We start from the raw sequence: 20,455 nt of genomic DNA on the forward strand, positions 1-20,455 counted from the left end.
AGGCTTAGCGCGGGAACGCTGGCGGGTTTACACCGGCCATGTCTTCCATCACGCGAACCACCTGGCAGCTGTAGCCGAACTCGTTGTCGTACCAGACGTACAGAACAACGCGGTTGTCCTGAACGATGGTCGCTTCAGCATCGACCACACCGGCGTGACGCGAGCCCACGAAGTCGGTCGAAACCACTTCCTGCGAGTTGACGAAGTCGATTTGCTTGTGCAGATCGGAGTGCAGCGCCATGTAGCGCAGGTACTCGTTCATCTCTTCACGGGAGGCGGCTTTCTCAAGGTTCAGGTTGAGAATGGCCATGGACACGTTCGGCGTCGGAACGCGGATCGCGTTACCGGTCAGCTTGCCGGCCAGCTCAGGCAGGGCCTTGGCTGCAGCGGTGGCGGCACCGGTCTCGGTGATGACCATGTTCAGCGCGGCGCTACGACCACGGCGATCGCCCTTGTGGAAGTTGTCGATCAGGTTCTGGTCGTTGGTGTACGAGTGAACGGTTTCAACGTGACCGTTGATGATGCCGAACTTGTCATTCACGGCTTTCAGCACCGGCACGATAGCGTTGGTGGTGCAGGAAGCGGCAGACACGATCTTGTCGTCAGCCGTGATTTCGTTGTGGTTGATACCGTGAACGATGTTCTTCAGCTTGCCCTTGCCAGGCGCGGTCAGAACAACGCGGTCGATACCCGGGCACGCCAGGTGCTGACCCAGACCATCGGCGTCACGCCATACACCGGTGTTATCCACCAGCAGCGCATCTTTGATGCCGTACTGGGTGTAATCCACTTCGGTAGGATTCTTCGCGTAGATAACCTGGATCAGGTTGCCGTTGGCGGTGATGGTGTTGTTTTCTTCGTCGATGGTGATGGTGCCGTTGAACGAACCGTGTACCGAATCGCGACGCAGCAGGCTGGCGCGTTTGGTCAGGTCGTTTTCGGCGCCCTTGCGCACCACGATGGCACGCAGACGCAGGCCGTCGCCGCCACCGGTTTTCTCGATCAGGATACGCGCCAGCAGACGGCCGATACGACCGAAGCCGTACAGCACAACGTCGGTGCCTTTGCGGGCCGAAGCGTTTTGCTGGCCAACCACGTCAGCCATTTCTTCACGCACGAACTGCTCGGCGGTGCGGCCGTTGCCTTCGTTGCGGAATTTGTACGCCAGCTTGCCCAGATCTACCGAGGCCGCGCCGAGCTTGAGCTCGCTCATGGCCTTGAGCAGTGGGAATGTTTCGTGGACGGAGAGTTCGCTGTCGTCGGCAGAACGGTGGCGAGCAAAGCGGTGAGCTTTGAGAATCGCGATGACAGACTGGTTGATCAGGCTGCGGCCATAGATCGAGCTCACCACGTTGTTGTTGCGGTAGAGCTGACCGATAAGCGGAATCATCGCTTCTGCGAGTGCTTCACGGTCGATCCATTCACCAAGACACTGGTCGGGCTTCTGAGTCACGGTAACCTTCCACATGTAGGGGCAGAAAAAAGGGGCTACATTATGCCGCCGAGAACCTCTTGTAGCAATGCGCGCCTGTCGCGCAATCGGTAACAAAAAACCGTTAAAAAAAATAACGCCCTCCGCCAGCCCAGTAAATACGGGGCTTCCAGCGCAGTCAGTTTTTCGACGACTGTTAGACGATGTCTGTAACCCTCCGTAGCACCACCGACTTTTGGCACTACATAACCGTAAAAAAAGCGCTGGTTTTTATGGTTACCACTACATTTTTCCCAAACGGTGCAGATAGACGCATCCTGCAACTGACAGGCGGCACCGGACGCCGCTACAATTACCGACTTTGTCGCAACGCCTGGAGCTCAACCTTCCGTGCCTGTTCTGCGTCTACCGCTTCTCCCTGCCGCGGCAGGTAAACAGCACTGGGGCAACCTCCCCGGTGCCGCCCTGAGCCTGGCGATTGCCGAGGCTGCCAGCGCTGCCAAGCGCTTCACGCTGCTTTTGACCGCCGACAGCCAGAGTGCCGAACGGCTGGAGCAGGAGCTGAGTTTCTTCGCCCCGGATTTGCCGGTGCTGCATTTCCCCGACTGGGAAACCCTGCCCTACGATCTGTTTTCGCCGCACCAGGACATCATTTCCCAGCGTATTGCCAGCCTTTATAGGCTGCCGGAGCTGGAACATGGCGTGCTGGTGGTGCCGATCACCACCGCCCTGCACCGTCTGGCGCCGACCAAATTCCTGCTCGGCAGCAGCCTGGTGCTGGATGTCGGGCAGAAACTCGATGTCGAGCAGATGCGCTCGCGGCTCGAAGCCAGTGGCTATCGCTACGTTGACACGGTCTACGAGCACGGCGAGTTCACCGTACGCGGTGCACTGATCGACCTGTTCCCGATGGGCAGCAAACTGCCCTATCGCATCGACTTGTTCGACGACGAAATCGAAACCCTGCGCACCTTCGATCCGGAAAACCAGCGTTCCATCGACAAGGTCGATTCGGTCAAGCTGCTGCCGGCCAAGGAATTCCCGCTGCAAAAAGAAGCGGTCACCCGCTTCAAGGCGCGCTTTCGCGAGCGTTTCGACGTCGACTTCCGCCGCTGCCCGATCTTCCAGGACCTGAGCAGCGGCATCACGCCGGCCGGTATCGAGTACTACCTGCCGCTCTTCTTTGAAGAAACCTCGACCCTGTTCGATTACCTGCCGCAGGACACTCAAGTGTTCTCGCTGCCGGGCATCGAGCAGGCGGCGGAAAACTTCTGGAACGATGTGCGCAACCGTTATGAAGAGCGTCGCGTCGACCCATCCCGTCCTTTATTGCCGCCGGCCGAACTGTTCCTGCCGGTGGAAGACTGCTTCGCCCGCCTGAAGAACTGGCCGCGCGTGGTTGCCAGCCAGCAGGACGTGGAAACTGGCGTCGGCCGCGAGCGCTTCCCGGCGCAGGCATTGCCGAATCTGGCGATCGAAGCCAAGGCTACCCAGCCGTTAGCCGCACTTTCGGCATTCCTCGACGAGTTCCCGGGACGCGTGCTGTTCACTGCCGAATCCGCGGGCCGTCGCGAAGTGCTGCTGGAGTTGCTGGATCGCCTGAAGCTGCGACCGAAAACCGTCGACAGCTGGCCGGACTTCGTCGCGAGCAAGGATCGCCTGGCGATCACCATTGCCCCGCTCGACGAAGGCCTGATGCTGGACGACCCGGCGCTGGCACTGGTTGCGGAAAGTCCGCTGTTCGGCCAGCGCGTGATGCAGCGTCGCCGCCGCGAAAAACGCGCCGACGCCAACAACGATGCAGTGATCAAGAACCTCACCGAGCTGCGCGAAGGCGCGCCGGTGGTGCACATCGACCACGGCGTCGGTCGTTATCTCGGCCTGACGATTCTGGAAATCGACAATCAGGCCGCCGAATTCCTGACCCTCGAATACGCCGAGAACGCCAAGCTCTACGTGCCGGTGGCCAACCTGCATTTGATCGCCCGTTACACCGGCAGCGACGACGCACTGGCCCCGCTGCACCGCCTCGGCTCCGAGACCTGGCAGAAAGCCAAGCGCAAGGCCGCCGAGCAAGTGCGCGACGTGGCTGCCGAACTGCTCGACATCTACGCCCGCCGCGCCGCCCGCGAAGGTTATGCGTTCGCCGACCCGAAGGCCGATTACGCGACCTTCAGCGCCGGTTTCCCGTTCGAAGAAACCCCGGATCAGCAATCCACCATCGAGGCCGTGCGCGAGGACATGCTTTCGCCGAAACCGATGGATCGACTGGTCTGCGGCGATGTGGGTTTCGGCAAGACCGAAGTCGCCATGCGCGCCGCGTTCATCGCCGTGCACGGCGGCAAGCAAGTGGCGATCCTGGTGCCGACCACCCTGCTCGCCCAGCAGCATTACAACAGCTTCCGCGACCGCTTCGCCGACTGGCCGGTGACCGTGGAAGTGATGAGCCGTTTCAAGTCGGCCAAGGAAGTGAACGCTGCGGTGGCCGAACTGGCCGAGGGCAACATCGACATCGTCATCGGCACCCACAAGTTGCTGCAGGACGACGTCAAGATCAAAAACCTCGGGCTGGTGATCATCGACGAAGAGCACCGTTTCGGTGTCCGTCAGAAGGAACAGCTCAAGGCTCTGCGCAGCGAGGTCGACATTCTTACGCTGACCGCCACGCCGATTCCGCGCACGCTGAACATGGCGGTGTCGGGCATGCGCGACCTGTCGATCATCGCCACGCCGCCGGCGCGACGCCTGTCGGTGCGCACCTTCGTCATGGAGCAGAACAAGAGCACGGTCAAAGAGGCCTTGCTGCGTGAGCTGCTGCGCGGTGGACAGGTTTACTACCTGCACAACGACGTGAAGACCATCGAGAAGTGCGCCGCCGAACTGGCCGAACTGGTGCCGGAAGCGCGGATCGGCATCGGCCACGGGCAGATGCGCGAACGCGAACTCGAACAGGTGATGAGCGACTTCTACCACAAGCGCTTCAACGTGCTGATCGCCTCGACCATCATCGAGACCGGCATCGACGTGCCGAGCGCCAACACCATCATCATCGAGCGTGCCGACAAGTTCGGCCTGGCGCAGTTGCACCAGTTGCGCGGTCGCGTTGGTCGTAGTCACCACCAGGCTTACGCCTACTTGCTGACCCCGCCACGCCAGCAAATCACCGGCGATGCGGAAAAACGCCTGGAGGCGATTGCCAATACTCAGGATCTGGGTGCGGGCTTCGTGCTGGCCACCAACGACCTGGAAATCCGTGGAGCCGGCGAACTGCTGGGCGACGGTCAGAGCGGGCAGATTCAGGCTGTCGGCTTCACGCTGTACATGGAAATGCTGGAGCGCGCGGTGAAGTCGATCCGCAAGGGTGAACAGCCGAACCTCGACCAGCCGCTCGGCGGTGGCCCGGAAGTCAACCTGCGGGTGCCGGCGCTGATTCCGGAAGATTATCTGCCGGACGTGCACGCCCGCCTGATCCTGTACAAGCGCATCGCTTCGGCCACCGACGAGGAAGGCCTGAAGGATCTGCAAGTCGAGATGATCGACCGTTTTGGTCTGCTGCCAGAGCCGACCAAGAATCTGGTACGCATCACGGCGCTGAAATTGCGGGCCGAACAGCTGGGCATCAAGAAAGTCGATGGCGGCCCGCAAGGCGGACGCATCGAGTTCGCGGCGCAGACGCCGGTCGACCCGATGACCCTGATCAAACTGATCCAGAGTCAGCCAAAACGCTACAAATTCGAAGGCGCCACGATGTTCAAGTTCCAGGTGCCGATGGAGCGCCCGGAAGAGCGCTTTAATACTGTGGAGGCGCTGTTCGAGCGCCTCATCCCGAAAACTGCTTGAAGGACGCCGCATGCGCCTGTTTCGCTCATTGACCTTGCTACTGACTCTGGTAGCACCGACGGCGTTTGCCGATGACCTGTATCAGGTCGAAATGATTCTGGTACGCCAGAACGCTGTACCGGCGATTATCAGCCGCGCCGCACCGGAAGACTGGGCGGCAGGCGCCCAGCGGCTGGGCGATGACAGCAAACGCACGCCGGCGCTGAACGACGTTGTGACCAAACTCACCGCCAGCGGCGAGTACAGCGTGCTGATGCACAAAGCCTGGCAGCAGACGCTGGGCGAAACGCCTGCCAAAGTGGCGGTCAGCGAAGGTCAGGAGCAGTTCGGCCAGTTCCCGATCGAAGGCACGATTGAAATGAAGCTCGGGCGCTTCACCGATGTGAACGCCGATTTCTGGGTCAACCAGATCGACGCCAACGGCATGGTCACCGCCAGCGAGCGTCTGAAACAGGACAGCCATACCAAAAATGGCCAACTCAACTACCTCGATAACGGCCACCTGGCCCTGCTGATCAAGATCACTTCACTGACGGCGCCCGCGCCTCGGGAAGCGCCTGAAGCCATTCCGGACTGACTGAAGTCCTTATGTCCCCGCCTCTGAGTAAACCGCTGGCCTCCTCCTGGGTCAGTCGGTTCAAGGAACAAAGCCTGGAGCGTGGCCGCCGCTATGCCCTGGAAAACCGGGTGCGATTCGTGCAGGTCGGCGACGCGACCATTACCGCCAGCTGCGAAGGTTCTGGCGGTAATGTGTACCGTCAGACGATTCATCTGCGCGAGTCGGCCAAAGGCACGCTGCTGATGGTCGACGCCACCTGCACCTGCCCGGTGCACAGCAACTGCAAACATTGCGCGGCGGTGTTGCTGCAAGTGCAGGAAACCCTCGAATACCCCGCCGCCGCCAAAGACGCCGAACTGCTGGAAAAACTCCAGGCCGTACTGGAAAACCGCAGCCCGAAAGCGCCGCCGCAAGTGCTGGTGGACAACGTGCAACCGGTGCCGCGTCTGTGGCTGGCCAGCGTCGAGTTCAGCGCATTCGAACCGCGTAACGGCAAAATGCAGCGTTATATCCAGCATCGCGCGGCGCTGTCCTTCAGTTACCTCGACGAATACGTCAGTGGCCAGAAGAACAGCGACATTCTGATTCGCCAGGAAGCGCAGACCCTGCGGGTCAAGCGCCATCCGGACGTCGAGCAAAGCTACCGCGAGCAGTTGCGAATTCTCGGTTTCCGCATCGCCACCCGGCAGAGCAAAGCCCTGCCGGAAAGCGCCGGAGAACTCTACGAGATGGTCAACGACAGCGCCTGGCTGACGTTCACCCTCAACGATCTGCCGAAGCTGCGCACTCAGGGCTGGGAGCTGCTGGTCGATGATGAGTTCGGTTTCGACCTGACTGCCGTGGACGACTGGTACGCCACCGTCGAGCAGACGCCGGAACGCGACTGGTTCGATCTGGAGCTGGGGATCATCGTCAACGGTGAGCGCCTGAGCCTGCTGCCGATCCTGCTCAACCTGATGCGTTCGCACACGGAAATCCTCAACCCGGAACGTCTCGCCCGCCGTCGCGATGATGAACTGATTCTGGTGAACATCCCGCAACGCAACAGCGAGCACGGGCCATTGCAAGTCGCCCTGCCCCTCGGCCGGCTGAAGCCGGTGCTGGCGACCCTTGGCGAGTTTTATATGCAGGAGCCGGGCGAAACCACCCTGCGCCTGAGCAAGGCCGACGCCACGCGCCTGAATTCACTGGAAGGCATTCCCCTGCTCTGGGAGGGTGGCGAGCAGATTCGCAGCTTCGCCCAGCGCTTGCGCGACATCCGCGATTACAGCGCCAAAGCACCGAAGGGGCTGAATGCGACGCTGCGTCCTTATCAGCTCGAAGGCTTGAGCTGGATGCAGTCGCTGCGGCAACTTGAGGTCGGCGGGATTCTCGCGGACGACATGGGCTTGGGCAAAACCCTACAGACATTGGCGCACATTCTCAGCGAGAAGAACGCCGGACGCCTGGATCGCCCGAGCATGGTGGTAATGCCTACCAGCCTGATTCCCAACTGGCTCGACGAAGCGGCGCACTTCACGCCACAGCTCAAGGTTGTCGCGCTGTACGGCGCCAGTCGTAAAAAGCACTTCGAGCATCTGGCCGATTACGATCTGATCCTCACCACTTATGCGCTGCTGCCCAAGGATGTCGAACGTCTGGCCCAGCAGCCGCTGCACGTGCTGGTGCTGGATGAGGCGCAGTACATCAAGAACCCGAACAGCAAAGCCGCCCAGGCTGCCCGTGAACTCAATGCGCGTCAGCGCCTATGTCTGAGCGGGACGCCGCTGGAAAACCATCTGGGTGAACTGTGGTCACTGTTTCACTTCTTGCTGCCCGGCTGGCTCGGCGACGTCAAAAGCTTCAACGCCGATTACCGCGTGCCGATTGAAAAACGCGCCAGCGAAGTCAGACTTCAGCACCTCAACGGTCGGATCAAACCGTTCCTGCTGCGCCGCACCAAGGAGCAGGTTGCGACCGAGCTGCCGCCGAAAACCGAAATCATTCATTGGGTCGAGCTCAACGAAGCGCAGCGCGACGTGTACGAAACCATGCGCCTGGCCATGGATAAAAAGGTTCGCGACGAAATCACCCGTAAAGGCGTGGCGCGCAGTCAGATCATCATTCTCGAGGCGCTGCTCAAGCTGCGTCAGGTCTGTTGCGATTTGCGCCTGGTCAATGACGCCACCCTGCCCGCTCGCGGCAGCACATCAGGCAAGCTCGACAGCCTGATGGAAATGCTCGAGGAGTTGTTTGAGGAAGGCCGGCGGATTCTGCTGTTCTCGCAGTTCACTTCGATGCTGTCACTGATCGAGGATGAACTGAAAAAACGCAACGTCGCCTATGCGCTGTTGACGGGACAGACCCGTGATCGGCGCACACCGGTGAAGGAATTCCAGAGCGGCAAGCGTCAGATCTTTCTCATCAGCCTGAAGGCCGGCGGTGTGGGCCTGAACCTGACGGAAGCGGACACGGTGATTCACTACGATCCGTGGTGGAACCCGGCGACCGAGAATCAGGCAACCGACCGCGCGTATCGCATTGGCCAGGAGAAGCCGGTATTCGTCTACAAGATGATTGCCCGGGGCACGGTCGAGGAGAAGATTCAGCACTTGCAGCGGGAAAAATCCGACCTGGCGGCCGGCGTGCTGGATGGGCGCAAGGCCGGGGACTGGAAGCTGCAGAGTGATGATATCGAGGCGCTGTTTGCGCCGTTGCCGGACAAGTTTGAAAAGCGCTGAGATCTTCGTCGGCTATCAGATCGATTCGCGGGCAAGCCCGCTCCCACAGGTTTAGCGTGACCTCTGTGGGAGCGGGCTTGCCCGCGAAAAGGCTCGACTCGGTTTCGAGCCAGACTCAGCCCTTGAGTACGCGCGCCAACGTCGACTTCACCTTGCCCATGCCATCGTGCAACGCCTGCTCGATCTCGGCCATGGTGATCACTTCAGTGGTCTTGCCCGCAGCCGGGTTCACCACCAGCGACAGACACGCGTAATCCAGATCCAGCTCGCGAGCCAGCGCCGCTTCCGGCATGCCGGTCATGCCGACGATGTCGCAGCCGTCACGCTCCAGTCGCACGATCTCGGCCACGGTTTCCAGACGCGGGCCCTGGGTGCAGGCATAAACGCCTTGATCGCTGTACTCGCACCCTTCCGCAGCCAACGCAGCAATCAATTGCTGACGCAGCGGTTCGCTGTAGGGAAAGCTGAAGTCGATGTGTGTGACATGTTCCAGATCATCGGCGAAATAGGTGTGCTCGCGACCGCTGGTGTAGTCCACGATCTGATGCGGCACGCAGAAATGTCCGGTGCCCATTGCAGGATGAATCCCGCCCACGGCGTTGACCGCGATGATCGCTTCGGCCCCGGCCTGCTTCAACGCCCACAGGTTGGCGCGATAGTTGACCTTGTGCGGCGAGAAGCGATGCGGGTGACCGTGACGAGCGAGGAACAGCACTTCCTTGCCGGCGTATTCGCCAATCTGGACTTCGGCCGATGGCGCCCCGTAAGGCGTATCCACCGCCAGCGACTGGCGAATGCTCAGGCCCTCCAGCTGGGTCAGACCGGTGCCGCCGATGATTGCGTAAACCGTCATAGCGAAAAAATCCTTAATCGATCAGTTGAGCGTCTTTGAGCGCGCCGACAGCGGTCAGCCAGCGCGGATCCTGACGGTATTCGGTATTGGCGAATGCCTGACCGCGCATGCGTGCGATGCGCGGCGACGGCTTGACCTTCATGCGCTGCGCGGCACTCAGGGCCAGCTCGGCAGCTGCGCGGTCGTTGCACACCAGGCCCATGTCGCAACCGGCACTCAGTGCCGCTTCGATACGGCTGGCGGCGTCGCCGACCACGTGGGCGCCGGCCATCGACAGGTCATCGCTGAAGATCACGCCGTCGAACTGCAACTCGCCACGCAGAATGTCCTGCAGCCAGCGCCGGGAGAAACCGGCAGGTTGTGTGTCGACTTGCGGATAAATCACGTGAGCCGGCATGACCGCGGCCAGTTGCTTGCTGAGTCTGGCGAACGGCACCAGGTCGTTGGCGCGGATCTCTTCGAGGCTGCGCTCGTCGTTGGGGATCGCGACGTGGGAGTCGGCTTCCGCCCAGCCATGGCCGGGGAAATGCTTGCCGGTGGCGGCCATGCCCGCGCTGCTCATGCCTTTGATGAAAGCGCCTGCGAGCAGTGCGGCGCGCTCCGGATTGCCTTCGAAAGAACGGGTGCCGACCACGGCGCTGCGCTGGTAATCCAGATCCAGCACCGGCGCGAAGCTCAGGTCGAGTCCGACCGCCAGCACTTCGGTGGCCATAATCCAGCCGCACTGCTCGGCCAGATACTCGGCGTTCGGGTTATCAGCGATGGCGCGCATGGCTGGCAAACGGGCGAAGCCCTGACGCAGACGCTGGACGCGACCGCCCTCCTGGTCCACCGCCAGCAGCAAGTCCGGACGAATGGCACGGATCGCCGCGCTCAGCTCGCGCACCTGGCGCGGATGCTCGATGTTGCGGGCGAAGATGATCAGGCCGCCCACTTCGGGCTGGCGCAACAATTGGCGATCTTCGGCCGTCAGCCAGGTACCGGCGACGTCCACCATCAACGAGCCTTGCAGGCCAGCAGTCATAGAAATTCCTTGAAAACGAAAAACCCGTCGCCCACGAAATCACCACCAGGGACATTGCCCGGCGGGTCGGTGATTTCAATGAGAAACGGGTTCAGGACGAGAGTCGACATGGGCGGCTAGCTTAGCGGATGTCAGCTGCCGCGCCCACCCATGGAGGGTTAAACCTTGGCAGGTGCCGGCGCGGATTTGCTCCGTGGCCGCAACTGCGCGGTGGCCATTGCCGTGTCGGTGACGCCGGTTTCGGCACGCATGCCGGCTGCCAGGAACGGCACCATCAGACGCATCACCTGCTCGATGGAGGTGTTGACGCCGAAATCGGTCTCGGCAATCGCACGCAAGGCCTTGATCCCGGACATGCTGAACGCCGCAGCGCCGAGCATGAAGTGCACGCGCCAGAACAGTTCGATCGGAGGAATACGCGGGGCAGCTTCGTTAACCAAGAGCATGTAGCGGCGGAATACCTTGCCGTACATGTCTTCCAGATAACGGCGCAAGTGGCCCTGGCTCTGACTGAAGGCCAGACCGAGCAAACGCATGAAGATCGACAGATCGTTGCCGCTGCGTGGCTGTACCACCAGCGCTTGCTCGACGAGGATTTCCAGCAACTCCTCGAGCGAAGGCTTGTTCTCTGGTTTGGCCTGACGGCGCTCCAGCTCTTTGTCGAGGCTGATGCAGAACGGACCGAGAAAGCGCGAGAAAACCGCCTGGATCAGCGCCTTCTTCGAGCCGAAGTGATAGTTCACCGCAGCGAGGTTGACCCCTGCCTTGCTGGTGATCAGACGCAATGAGGTTTCAGCAAAACCTTTTTCCGCGAACAGCTGTTCTGCAGCATCAAGAATGCGTTCAACGGTTTCCGACTGGGCCATGGCTACTCCGCCTGACAAACACTTGTTTGAAACATACGTTTCAGTCTGTGCCTTGTCAAGCCTGCCGGTTCGTTTTGGGAATGGTCAGTCAGATATTTAACCACAACAAGGACGCCACATTAATCTGGGTCGTCACTGACCGTCCGGCGGCATGGCAAAAAACGATCATTGCCAAGACCGCTTCACTGTATATAATCCCAGTCACTGTATAAAAAGACAGAGCGATCAATATGCTTAAGCTGACGCCACGCCAAGCCGAGATTCTGGCCTTTATCAAACGCTGCCTCGAAGACAACGGCTACCCGCCGACCCGTGCGGAAATCGCTCAGGAACTGGGTTTCAAGTCGCCCAACGCGGCCGAAGAGCACCTCAAGGCGCTCGCTCGCAAAGGCGCAATCGAAATGACTCCGGGCGCCTCTCGCGGCATTCGAATTCCAGGTTTCGAAGCCAAGGTCGACGAGTCCACGCTGCCGATCATCGGTCGAGTGGCTGCCGGCGCGCCGATTCTCGCTCAGCAACACATCGAAGAGTCCTGCAACATCAACCCGGCCTTCTTTCATCCGCGCGCCGATTATCTGTTGCGCGTTCATGGCATGAGCATGAAGGACATCGGCATTTTCGATGGTGACCTGCTGGCGGTTCACACCACCCGCGAGGCACGCAACGGTCAGATCGTGGTTGCGCGGATCGGCGATGAAGTCACCGTCAAACGCTTCAAGCGTGACGGCAGTAAAGTCTGGCTGATTGCCGAAAACCCCGAGTTCGCCCCTATCGAAGTCAACCTGAAAGACCAGGAGCTGGTTATCGAAGGCTTGAGTGTCGGCGTCATCCGCCGCTAAAGGAGGCTTTATGCAGTTCCCACACGCACCTCAGCAAACACAACTGCCGTTGTTCGAAGCGTTTCTGGCGCAACCGCTCGCCCCCATCCTCAAGGATGTCGTCGAGCGTCCGTGGAATAACGAACCCGAAGCGTTCAGTGAGCTGTCACTGCGCGGTGCGGCCGGGAACTGTCTGAACCTGCTGGCACCGATTCTTCGCGAATTGAGCGAGGATCAGGACGCACGCTGGCTGACCCTGATTGCACCGCCTGCCAGCCTGACCCAGACCTGGTTGCGGGACGCTGGATTGAATCGCGAACGGATCCTGCTGTTACAACCGCGCGGCGCCCAAAGCGCTCAGCAATTGGCCTGCGAAGCATTACGCCTGGGCCGCAGCCACACGGTCGTCACGTGGCCGAATCCACTGAGCGCAGGGTCACGGCAACAGTTGATCAGCGCCGCCCGCACCGGGGACGCTCAAAGCCTGAACATTCGTTTGGGATGATTCAGCAACAATGCGCGCCACGTAAAGCGCAGGGCTTCTCCAGGGATAGAGAAGCCGATCTGGAGCAGTAACTGGGAGACAGCGGATCAATGAAGAACCCGCGGCCCCTCATCCTTATCGAATTCTCCCTCAACCATACGCCCCGCCATTTGCACGCCGACACTCAACATCGCTTTGGCAATTTCAACGTGCTGGCCCTGCAGAAACGCCTTGGCATCCTCGGAGAAATCCAGAGTCACCAGAGAACCCTCGTCCTCGGCCCTGCGCAGTTCGATTCGGCCGTCTGGTAGCTCGACAATTTCTAGAAAGGACGTTGGCATATAGGTCTGATCTCCACGAAAGGCAGGGATTATATAGACATCATTCAGGCTTCGCTCGGGATCTTGACCAGCAGCACGCCTCTCGTCGCCGCCAGTACACAGCTCCTCAGCACTCGTTCAAGCCTTCACGGAAACGGATAGCCAGCCCCTTGAGGTTCTGCCGCCAGCTCTCGAGCTCTTCACGGCTCAACTCTTCAACCACCTCTTCTTCATCCAGATTCACTGCCTGAATCAATGGCTGCGTCACATCGCCCTTCGGCTTATGTGGAACGCGTGGCGGCTGAAACAGCGCCGAGTGCGCGGCCAGCAATTTAGCCAGCCAGGTCTCCGGATTGCCCGCCAGCTCAATCATCTCCGCCAGCTCAGGAATGGCAATCGATTCCAGCACTTCGCGGGTCAGCAAGGTTTCCGCTTGCGACGCATTGGCTTGCGGCAGACGATAGAAGCCGGCGATTTCATGACACAGCCCCAACAACGCACCGTAGAGATGAAACAGTGCGGATTCGCGCCCGGCCTGAATCAGCGCCAGCGAGTTCATCGCCCGCCCCTCTTCGGCCCTGGCCAGCGCTTCCAGCGACAAACCCGCGAAATAGATCTTCTGATTGGTACGGGTATAGAGTTCGTGGGCCATGTCGGCACTCTCCACAACGAAATAATTGCTTCACACAGGCCGGACAGTGTCATGGATCAGCCGATGCGATCGCAAGCTTTAAACAAAAAGGCCACATGAAAACCCGAAGGTTGTCATGCGGCCTTTTGTCGTGTTGGGCCGATAACATCAGCCCATCGCAAGGTCGGAGTCAGCTCAAGCCTTGGCTTTCGCCGGACGCTTGTCCTCGACCGTCCACTTGCCACCGTCGAAGAACGCTTTCCAGCCAGTCGGTTTGCCGTCGACTTCGGTCTGAACGTATTGCTCCTTGGTCTTGCGGCTGTAGCGGATCACGGCTGGCAAGCCATCCGGATCCTTCTGCGGCGCTTCGCACAGGAAGTGATACTTCGGATCGATTTCGTCCTTGTGCGGCAGAATCTCGATCACCAGCGGAGCACGGGTCTCGCGGTTTTTCGGGAACTGACTGGCCGCCAGAAACAGGCCGGACGCACCGTCACGCAGGATGTAGGTGTCGTTGACCTTTTCGCATTTCAGCTCCGGCATCTTCACCGGATCCATCTTCGGCGGCGCCGCATCGCCGCTCTTCAGCAGCTTGCGGGTGTTCTTGCACGTCGGGTTGGTGCAACCGAAGAATTTGCCGAAACGGCCGGTCTTGAGCTGCATCTCGCTGCCGCACTTGTCGCATTCCAGGCTCGGACCTTCGTAGCCCTTTATGCGATAGCTGCCCTCTTCGATCTCGTAGCCGGCGCAATCCGGATTGTTACCGCAGATGTGCAGCTTGCGCTTCTCGTCGAGCAGGTAGGCGTCCATCGCCGTGCTGCAGATCGGGCAGCGATGCTTGCCGCGCAGTACCAGGGATTCCGACTCGCCCTCGTCGTCCGCCGCGATTTCATCGCCCGGCACCAGGTTGACGGTGGCCTTGCAGCGTTCTTTCGGCGGCAGGCTGTAGCCCGAGCAGCCGAGGAACACGCCAGTCGAGGCAGTACGAATCTGCATTGGACGGCCGCAGGTGGTGCAAGGAATATCGGTCATTACCGGCTGGTTGGCACGCATGCCGGCTTCCGGATTCTCCGCCACTTCGAGTTTTTTCTTGAAGTCGCCGTAGAACTCGTCCAGCACGTTTTTCCAGTCGCGTTCGCCCTGGGCCACGTCATCGAGGTTCTCTTCCATGCCGGCGGTGAAGCCGTAGTCCATGAGGTTCGAGAAGCTTTCCGACAGACGTTCGGTAACGATGTCGCCCATCTTTTCCGAATAGAAACGACGGTTGTGCAGGGTCACGTAGCCGCGATCCTGAATGGTCGAGATGATCGCCGCATAGGTCGAAGGACGGCCGATGCCGCGTTTTTCCATTTCCTTGACCAGGCTGGCTTCCGAATACCGGGCCGGCGGCTTGGTGAAGTGCTGGGACGGATCGAGCTTTATAAGCTTCATCACGTCGCCCTGCGCCATGTCCGGCAGAACGTCATCGTCGCCAGGCTTGGTGATCTGCGGCAGCACACGAGTGTAACCGTCGAACTTCAGGATGCGGCCCTTGGCGCGCAGCTCGAAGTCGCCGGCAGCGACGCTGACGGTGGTCGACAGGTATTGCGCCGGCAGCATCTGGCAAGCCAGGAACTGGCGCCAGATCAGCTCGTAGAGGCGCTCAGCGTCACGCTCCATGCCGGCCAGCTTGCTTGGCGTGGTGTTGGCGTCGGAAGGACGAATCGCTTCGTGAGCCTCTTGTGCGCCTTCCTTGCTGCTGTAGACGTTTGGCGACTCCGGCAGGTACTTCTTGCCGAATTCGGTTTCGATGTAATCGCGCGCCATCGCCACGGCATCCGCCGAGAGGTTGGTCGAGTCGGTACGCATATAAGTGATGTAGCCGGCTTCGTACAGACGCTGGGCCATCATCATGGTTTTCTTCACACCGAAGCCCAGGCGGTTGCTCGCGGCCTGTTGCAGTGTGGAGGTGATGAACGGTGCCGACGGCTTGCTACTGGTCGGCTTGTCTTCACGTTTGACGATGCTGTAGCTGGAGGATTTGAGTTTCTCCAGCGCGGCCTTCGCCTGCGCTTCGTTCAGCGGCTTGAAGGCCTCGCCTTTTTCGCGAGCGACTTCGAAACGCACGGTCGAGCCTTTGGCGGTGCCGAGATCGGCGTGCACTTCCCAGTACTCTTCCGGGTTGAACGCACGAATCTCACGCTCACGCTCTACCACCAGCTTCACGGCAACCGATTGCACGCGACCGGCGGACAAGCCACGGGCGATCTTCGCCCACAACAGCGGCGAGACCATATAGCCGACGACGCGGTCGAGGAAGCGACGGGCCTGCTGCGCGTTCACTCGATCGATGTCGAGCTCGCCCGGCTCCGAGAAGGCTTCCTGAATCGCCTTCTTGGTGATTTCGTTGAACACCACGCGCTTGTAGCGGCTGTCGTCACCACCGATGGCTTCGCGCAGGTGCCAGGCAATGGCTTCCCCCTCGCGGTCCAAGTCGGTTGCGAGATAGATGGTGTCAGCATCCTTGGCGAGCCGGCGCAGCTCTTCGATGACCTTTTCCTTGCCCGGGAGGATCTCGTACTTGGCTTTCCAGCCGTGTTCAGGATCGACTCCCATGCGCGAGACCAGCTGCTTGCGCGCCTTCTCTTTCGGCGACAGCGCTGGCGCTTCGCCCGCAGCAGCTTTCCCGCGCTTGGCGGCTGGCTCCTTGCTGGCGCTAGCCGAACCGCTGGTGGGCAGGTCTCGGATATGGCCGATACTCGACTTCACCACGTATTGGTTGCCCAGATACTTGTTGATGGTCTTGGCCTTAGCCGGGGATTCCACAATGACCAGCGATTTGCCCATGGATCAGAAAATTCCTGAATTCTAGAAGTGAAAGGCGGTTGGCGCCTGACGCGGCACCGCTATATATAGTGGCTACAAGGTGAGGTCAAGCGCAGGGTTTTGCGCGCACTCGCCTTACGGCTTCGAAAAAAGGCTCGGTTCGGCTTGCACCAAAGCAAAGCGTGGGACCTGCTCGCCGTCAACCTCGACGGACTCCAGGAACATGCTCAAGGGACGTACCCAAAAGCCGTAATCGCCATACAGGGCTTGGTAAAAGACCACTTCTTCTTCGGTCTCGGAATGCCGCGCGACACTGAATACGCGGTACTGGGGACCTTTGTAATGTTGGTAGAGCCCAGGTTGTATCGGCATGCTTCGGCCCTCACTCAAATTTTTTCAAAATAAAAACAAAATAAATCCGCAAAAACAAAAACCGGGGCACTTGGCCCCGGCTTCCATCGACGAGACGCTTAAACGCGTTCGAAGACGGTGGAGATGCCTTGGCCGAGGCCAATGCACATGGTGGCCACCCCGAAGGTGCCGCCATTCTGCTTCATCACGTTCAGCAAGGTGCCGGAAATACGGGCACCGGAGCAACCGAACGGGTGACCCAGGGCGATCGCGCCGCCGTGCAGGTTAACCTTCTCATTCATCTTGTCGAGCACTTTCAGGTCTTTCAGCACTGGCAGGGCCTGTGCGGCGAACGCTTCGTTGAGCTCGAAGAAGTCGATATCGTTGATACCCAGGCCGGCACGCTTCAGTGCTTTCTGAGTAGCCGGTACCGGACCATAGCCCATGATGGCCGGGTCCACACCCGCTACCGCCATCGAGCGAATCACGGCCAGAGGCTGGATGCCCAGGTCCTGTGCACGCTGCGCCGACATCACGATCATGCACGAAGCACCATCGGTGATCTGCGACGAAGTACCGGCCGTCACGGTGCCGCCCTTTGGATTGAACGCCGGCTTCAAAGCCGCCAGACTTTCCAGGGTGGTTTCCGGACGAATGGTTTCGTCGTAGTCGAAGGTTTTCAGGAAACCGTTCTCGTCGTAACCCTGCATCGGGATGATTTCGTCCTTGAACTTGCCTTCCACAGTCGCCTTGTGGGCCAACTGGTGGGAACGCACGCCAAAGGCGTCCTGCTGTTCGCGAGTGATGCCGTGCATTTTGCCCAGCATTTCAGCGGTCAGGCCCATCATGCCCGAGGCTTTCGCCGCGTACAGGGACATGTGCGGGTTCGGATCGACACCGTGCATCATGCTTACGTGACCCATATGCTCGACGCCACCAACCACGAACACGTCACCGTTGCCGGTCATGATCGCTTGCGCAGCGGTGTGCAGCGCGCTCATCGACGAGCCGCACAGACGGCTGACAGTCTGGCCGGCCGAAGTGTGCGGGATCTGGGTCATCAGCGACGCCATACGCGCGATGTTCCAGCCTTGTTCCAGGGTCTGGTTCACACAGCCCCAGATCACGTCCTCGACTTCGGCAGGATCGACCTTGGTGTTGCGTTCCAGCAGTTTGCTGATCAGGTGCGCCGACATGTCTTCGGCGCGGGTGTTGCGGTGCATGCCGCCCTTGGAGCGGCCCATCGGAGTACGACCGAAGTCGACAATCACGACGTCTCTAGGATTCAAGCTCATAAGTTCACTCTCACTCTAGTTGGGGGCGCTTAACCGAAGAAGCTCTGGCCGTTCTTGGCCATTTCGCGCAGCTTCGCGGTCGGGTGGTACAGCGCGCCCAAATCAGCGTACTGGTCGGCCAGGGCAACGAACTCGGCAACACCGATCGAATCGATGTAGCGCAGCGCACCGCCACGGAATGGAGGGAAACCAATACCGTAGACCAGACCCATGTCGGCTTCGGCGGCGGTTTCGACGATGCCGTCTTCCAGGCAACGCACGGTTTCCAGGCACAGCGGGATCATCATCCAGTTGATGATGTCTTCGTCAGTGACTTCGCGCTGCTCGTAGACGATCGGCTTGAGCACTTCCAGTACCGACGGATCGGCGACTTTCTTCTGCTTGCCTTTCTTGTCGGCTTCGTAGGCATAGAAGCCCTTACCGTTCTTTTGACCGAGACGCTTGGCTTCGTAAAGCACGTCGATGGCCGAACGACGATCGTCCTTCATGCGGTCAGGGAAGCCTTCAGCCATTACGTCACGACCGTGGTGACCGGTGTCGATACCGACCACGTCCATCAGGTACGCCGGGCCCATCGGCCAGCCGAATTTTTCCATGATCTTGTCGATACGGACGAAGTCCACGCCGGCGCTGACCAGCTTGGCGAAACCGCCGAAGTACGGGAACAGGACGCGGTTGACCAGGAAGCCCGGGCAGTCATTGACGACGATCGGGTTCTTGCCCATTTTCTTGGCGTAGGCAACGGTGGTGGCGATGGCCTGCTCGCTGGATTTCTCGCCACGGATTACTTCCACCAGCGGCATCATGTGCACCGGGTTGAAGAAGTGCATGCCGACGAAGTTTTCCGGACGCTTGAGGGCCTTGGCCAGCAGGCTGATGGAAATGGTCGAGGTGTTGGACGCGAGGATGGTGTCCTCTTTGACCTTGTCTTCGACTTCCGCCAGAACGGCTTGCTTGACCTTCGGGTTCTCGACCACGGCCTCAACGACCAGGTCGACGTGACCGAAATCGCCGTAGGACAGCGTAGGACGAATGCCGTTGAGCACTTCAGCCATCTTCGCGGCAGTCATGCGGCCTTTATCAACGCGACCGACCAGCAGCTTGGCGGCTTCCGCCAGACCTTGCTCGATGCCGTGCTCGTTGATGTCCTTCATCAGGATCGGCGTACCTTTGGAAGCCGACTGATAGGCGATACCGCCACCCATGATGCCGGCGCCCAGTACGGCAGCCTGCTTCACGTCCTTGGCGATTTCGTCGTAGGCCTTGGCCTTTTTCTTCAGTTCCTGATCGTTCAGGAACAGGCCGATCAAGCTCTGCGCGGCAGAGGTCTTGGCCAGTTTCACGAAACCTGCGGCTTCGACTTCCAGCGCCTTGTCACGACCGAAATTCGCGGCTTTCTGGATGGTCTTGATCGCTTCGACCGGGGCCGGGTAGTTCGGGCCCGCCTGGCCAGCCACGAAACCTTTGGCGGTTTCGAAAGCCATCATTTGTTCAATGGCGTTCAGCTTGAGCTTTTCCAGCTTCGGCTGGCGCTTGGCCTTGTAGTCGAACTCGCCGGAAATGGCGCGCTTGATCAGTTCAAGGGCAGCATCCTGCAGTTTTTCCGGGGCAACCACGGCATCGACGGCGCCGACTTTCAGCGCGTCTTCAGGACGGTTTTCCTTGCCGGCGGCAATCCACTCGATGGCGTTGTCGGCACCGATCAGGCGCGGCAGACGCACGGTACCGCCGAAGCCCGGGTAGATGCCCAGCTTGACTTCCGGCAGACCGATCTTGGCCTTGGTCGACATGACGCGGTAGTCCGCTGCCAGGCACATTTCCAGACCGCCACCCAGAGCAATGCCATTGATCGCGGCGACGGTCGGAACGTTGAGGTCTTCGAAATCGCTGAAGATCTTGTTGGCTTCGAGATTGCCAGCAACCAGCTCGGCATCCGGCAGCTTGAAGTTGTCGACAAATTCGGTGATGTCGGCGCCGACGATGAACACGTCCTTGCCACTGCTGACGATCACGCCCTTGATCGAAGCATCTGCCTTGATGGTGTCTACGGCCTGACGCAGTTCGTTCAGGGTAAGACGGTTGAACTTGTTGACGGACTCACCCTTGAGGTCGAATTTCAATTCGACGATGCCACTTTCAAGAGCTTTAACCGTGATGGCTTTACCTTCGTAAATCATCAACTGATCTCCACGATATGGAAGCTGAACAGTACACGTCGGACGCAGGCAAATGGCTCGGCAGGACGTTTTTTCGTCGATGCTGACACCCATCCACCCGGCACACCCGCCAACGCGATAGTCGGGATTCTGTAGGAGCAGTCTGCAATACAAACGCTCAATTCATACGCCCGTTTGATTTGGGTACGCCACCTTCACGGAATTTCCGACAATTGTCAATCGCCCAAAATACGGGTTGAAATGCGACTTTGCGGTCATTTCTGTAGGACGCAGCCCGGCC

At 59.9% G+C, this 20,455-nt stretch carries 15 protein-coding genes; 5 read left to right on the forward strand and 10 right to left on the reverse strand.

Features of this window, described 5'->3' with window-relative positions:
* Positions 1-4 precede the first annotated feature (4 nt).
* Positions 5-1,468 carry a glyceraldehyde-3-phosphate dehydrogenase gene (locus ACEN93_RS07415; protein ID WP_039772791.1) on the reverse strand — a complete coding sequence of 488 codons (1,464 nt, stop codon included), beginning with the start codon at positions 1,466-1,468 and terminating at the stop codon, positions 5-7.
* Positions 1,469-1,822: 354 nt separating this feature from the next.
* Between ACEN93_RS07415 and mfd the strand changes: the two genes are divergently transcribed.
* From mfd to ACEN93_RS07430, 3 genes are read left to right on the forward strand one after another with little or no spacing between them, the layout of a single operon-like run.
* Complete coding sequence (mfd, locus tag ACEN93_RS07420; protein WP_495611256.1) at positions 1,823-5,272, forward strand: transcription-repair coupling factor; 3,450 nt, start codon at positions 1,823-1,825, stop codon at positions 5,270-5,272.
* Between the two features lie 10 nt (positions 5,273-5,282).
* Positions 5,283-5,849 (forward strand): CsiV family protein, encoded by a 567-nt coding sequence (locus tag ACEN93_RS07425; RefSeq protein ID WP_085667451.1) that lies wholly within the window; start codon positions 5,283-5,285, stop codon positions 5,847-5,849.
* A gap of 11 nt (positions 5,850-5,860) precedes the next feature.
* Positions 5,861-8,551: an SNF2-related protein gene (locus tag ACEN93_RS07430; RefSeq protein WP_414882633.1), complete on the forward strand. Its 2,691-nt coding sequence runs from the start codon at positions 5,861-5,863 to the stop codon at positions 8,549-8,551.
* A 115-nt stretch (positions 8,552-8,666) separates the two neighbouring features.
* Here the strand turns inward: ACEN93_RS07430 and ACEN93_RS07435 are convergent, their stop codons facing one another.
* The 3 genes from ACEN93_RS07435 to ACEN93_RS07445 all read right to left on the reverse strand — a co-directional run bounded on the left by ACEN93_RS07435 (position 8,667) and on the right by ACEN93_RS07445 (position 11,294).
* Positions 8,667-9,404 carry an S-methyl-5'-thioinosine phosphorylase gene (locus ACEN93_RS07435; protein WP_495611257.1) on the reverse strand — a complete coding sequence of 246 codons (738 nt, stop codon included), beginning with the start codon at positions 9,402-9,404 and terminating at the stop codon, positions 8,667-8,669.
* A 13-nt stretch (positions 9,405-9,417) separates the two neighbouring features.
* Positions 9,418-10,428: a beta-N-acetylhexosaminidase gene (gene nagZ, locus ACEN93_RS07440; RefSeq protein ID WP_495611258.1), complete on the reverse strand. Its 1,011-nt coding sequence runs from the start codon at positions 10,426-10,428 to the stop codon at positions 9,418-9,420.
* 158 nt (positions 10,429-10,586) lie between these two features.
* Positions 10,587-11,294: a TetR/AcrR family transcriptional regulator gene (locus ACEN93_RS07445; protein WP_007953037.1), complete on the reverse strand. Its 708-nt coding sequence runs from the start codon at positions 11,292-11,294 to the stop codon at positions 10,587-10,589.
* 230 nt (positions 11,295-11,524) lie between these two features.
* Between ACEN93_RS07445 and lexA the strand changes: the two genes are divergently transcribed.
* On the forward strand, positions 11,525-12,133 hold the full coding sequence (lexA, locus tag ACEN93_RS07450) for a transcriptional repressor LexA (RefSeq protein WP_007953044.1): 609 nt from the start codon (positions 11,525-11,527) through the stop codon (positions 12,131-12,133).
* 10 nt (positions 12,134-12,143) lie between these two features.
* Positions 12,144-12,617, forward strand: coding sequence for an SOS-induced cell division inhibitor SulA (sulA, locus tag ACEN93_RS07455; protein WP_495611259.1), 474 nt, complete (start codon positions 12,144-12,146; stop codon positions 12,615-12,617).
* Between the two features lie 86 nt (positions 12,618-12,703).
* Here sulA and ACEN93_RS07460 read toward each other — a convergent pair whose 3' ends face one another.
* From ACEN93_RS07460 to fadB, 6 genes are all read right to left on the reverse strand, one after another.
* The gene (locus ACEN93_RS07460; protein WP_007953047.1) at positions 12,704-12,937 is read right to left on the reverse strand and encodes a hypothetical protein; all 234 of its coding nucleotides are present in this window, start codon (positions 12,935-12,937) and stop codon (positions 12,704-12,706) included.
* A gap of 106 nt (positions 12,938-13,043) precedes the next feature.
* Positions 13,044-13,568, reverse strand: a complete 525-nt coding sequence (locus ACEN93_RS07465) for a DUF6586 family protein (protein ID WP_039772797.1) — start codon at positions 13,566-13,568, stop codon at positions 13,044-13,046.
* 174 nt (positions 13,569-13,742) lie between these two features.
* Entirely contained in the window at positions 13,743-16,373 is a 2,631-nt protein-coding gene (gene topA / locus ACEN93_RS07470; RefSeq protein WP_495611260.1) for a type I DNA topoisomerase, read from the reverse strand.
* Positions 16,374-16,487: 114 nt separating this feature from the next.
* Positions 16,488-16,724, reverse strand: a complete 237-nt coding sequence (locus tag ACEN93_RS07475; protein ID WP_007953059.1) for a DUF1653 domain-containing protein — start codon at positions 16,722-16,724, stop codon at positions 16,488-16,490.
* 98 nt (positions 16,725-16,822) lie between these two features.
* A complete protein-coding gene (fadA, locus tag ACEN93_RS07480; protein ID WP_007953060.1) occupies positions 16,823-17,998 on the reverse strand; it encodes an acetyl-CoA C-acyltransferase FadA in 1,176 nt (391 codons plus the stop codon).
* A gap of 29 nt (positions 17,999-18,027) precedes the next feature.
* Positions 18,028-20,175 (reverse strand): fatty acid oxidation complex subunit alpha FadB, encoded by a 2,148-nt coding sequence (gene fadB, locus ACEN93_RS07485; protein ID WP_074689251.1) that lies wholly within the window; start codon positions 20,173-20,175, stop codon positions 18,028-18,030.
* Between the last annotated feature and the right edge of the window lie 280 nt (positions 20,176-20,455).

Source organism: Pseudomonas sp. Pseusp21 (genome assembly GCF_059492145.1).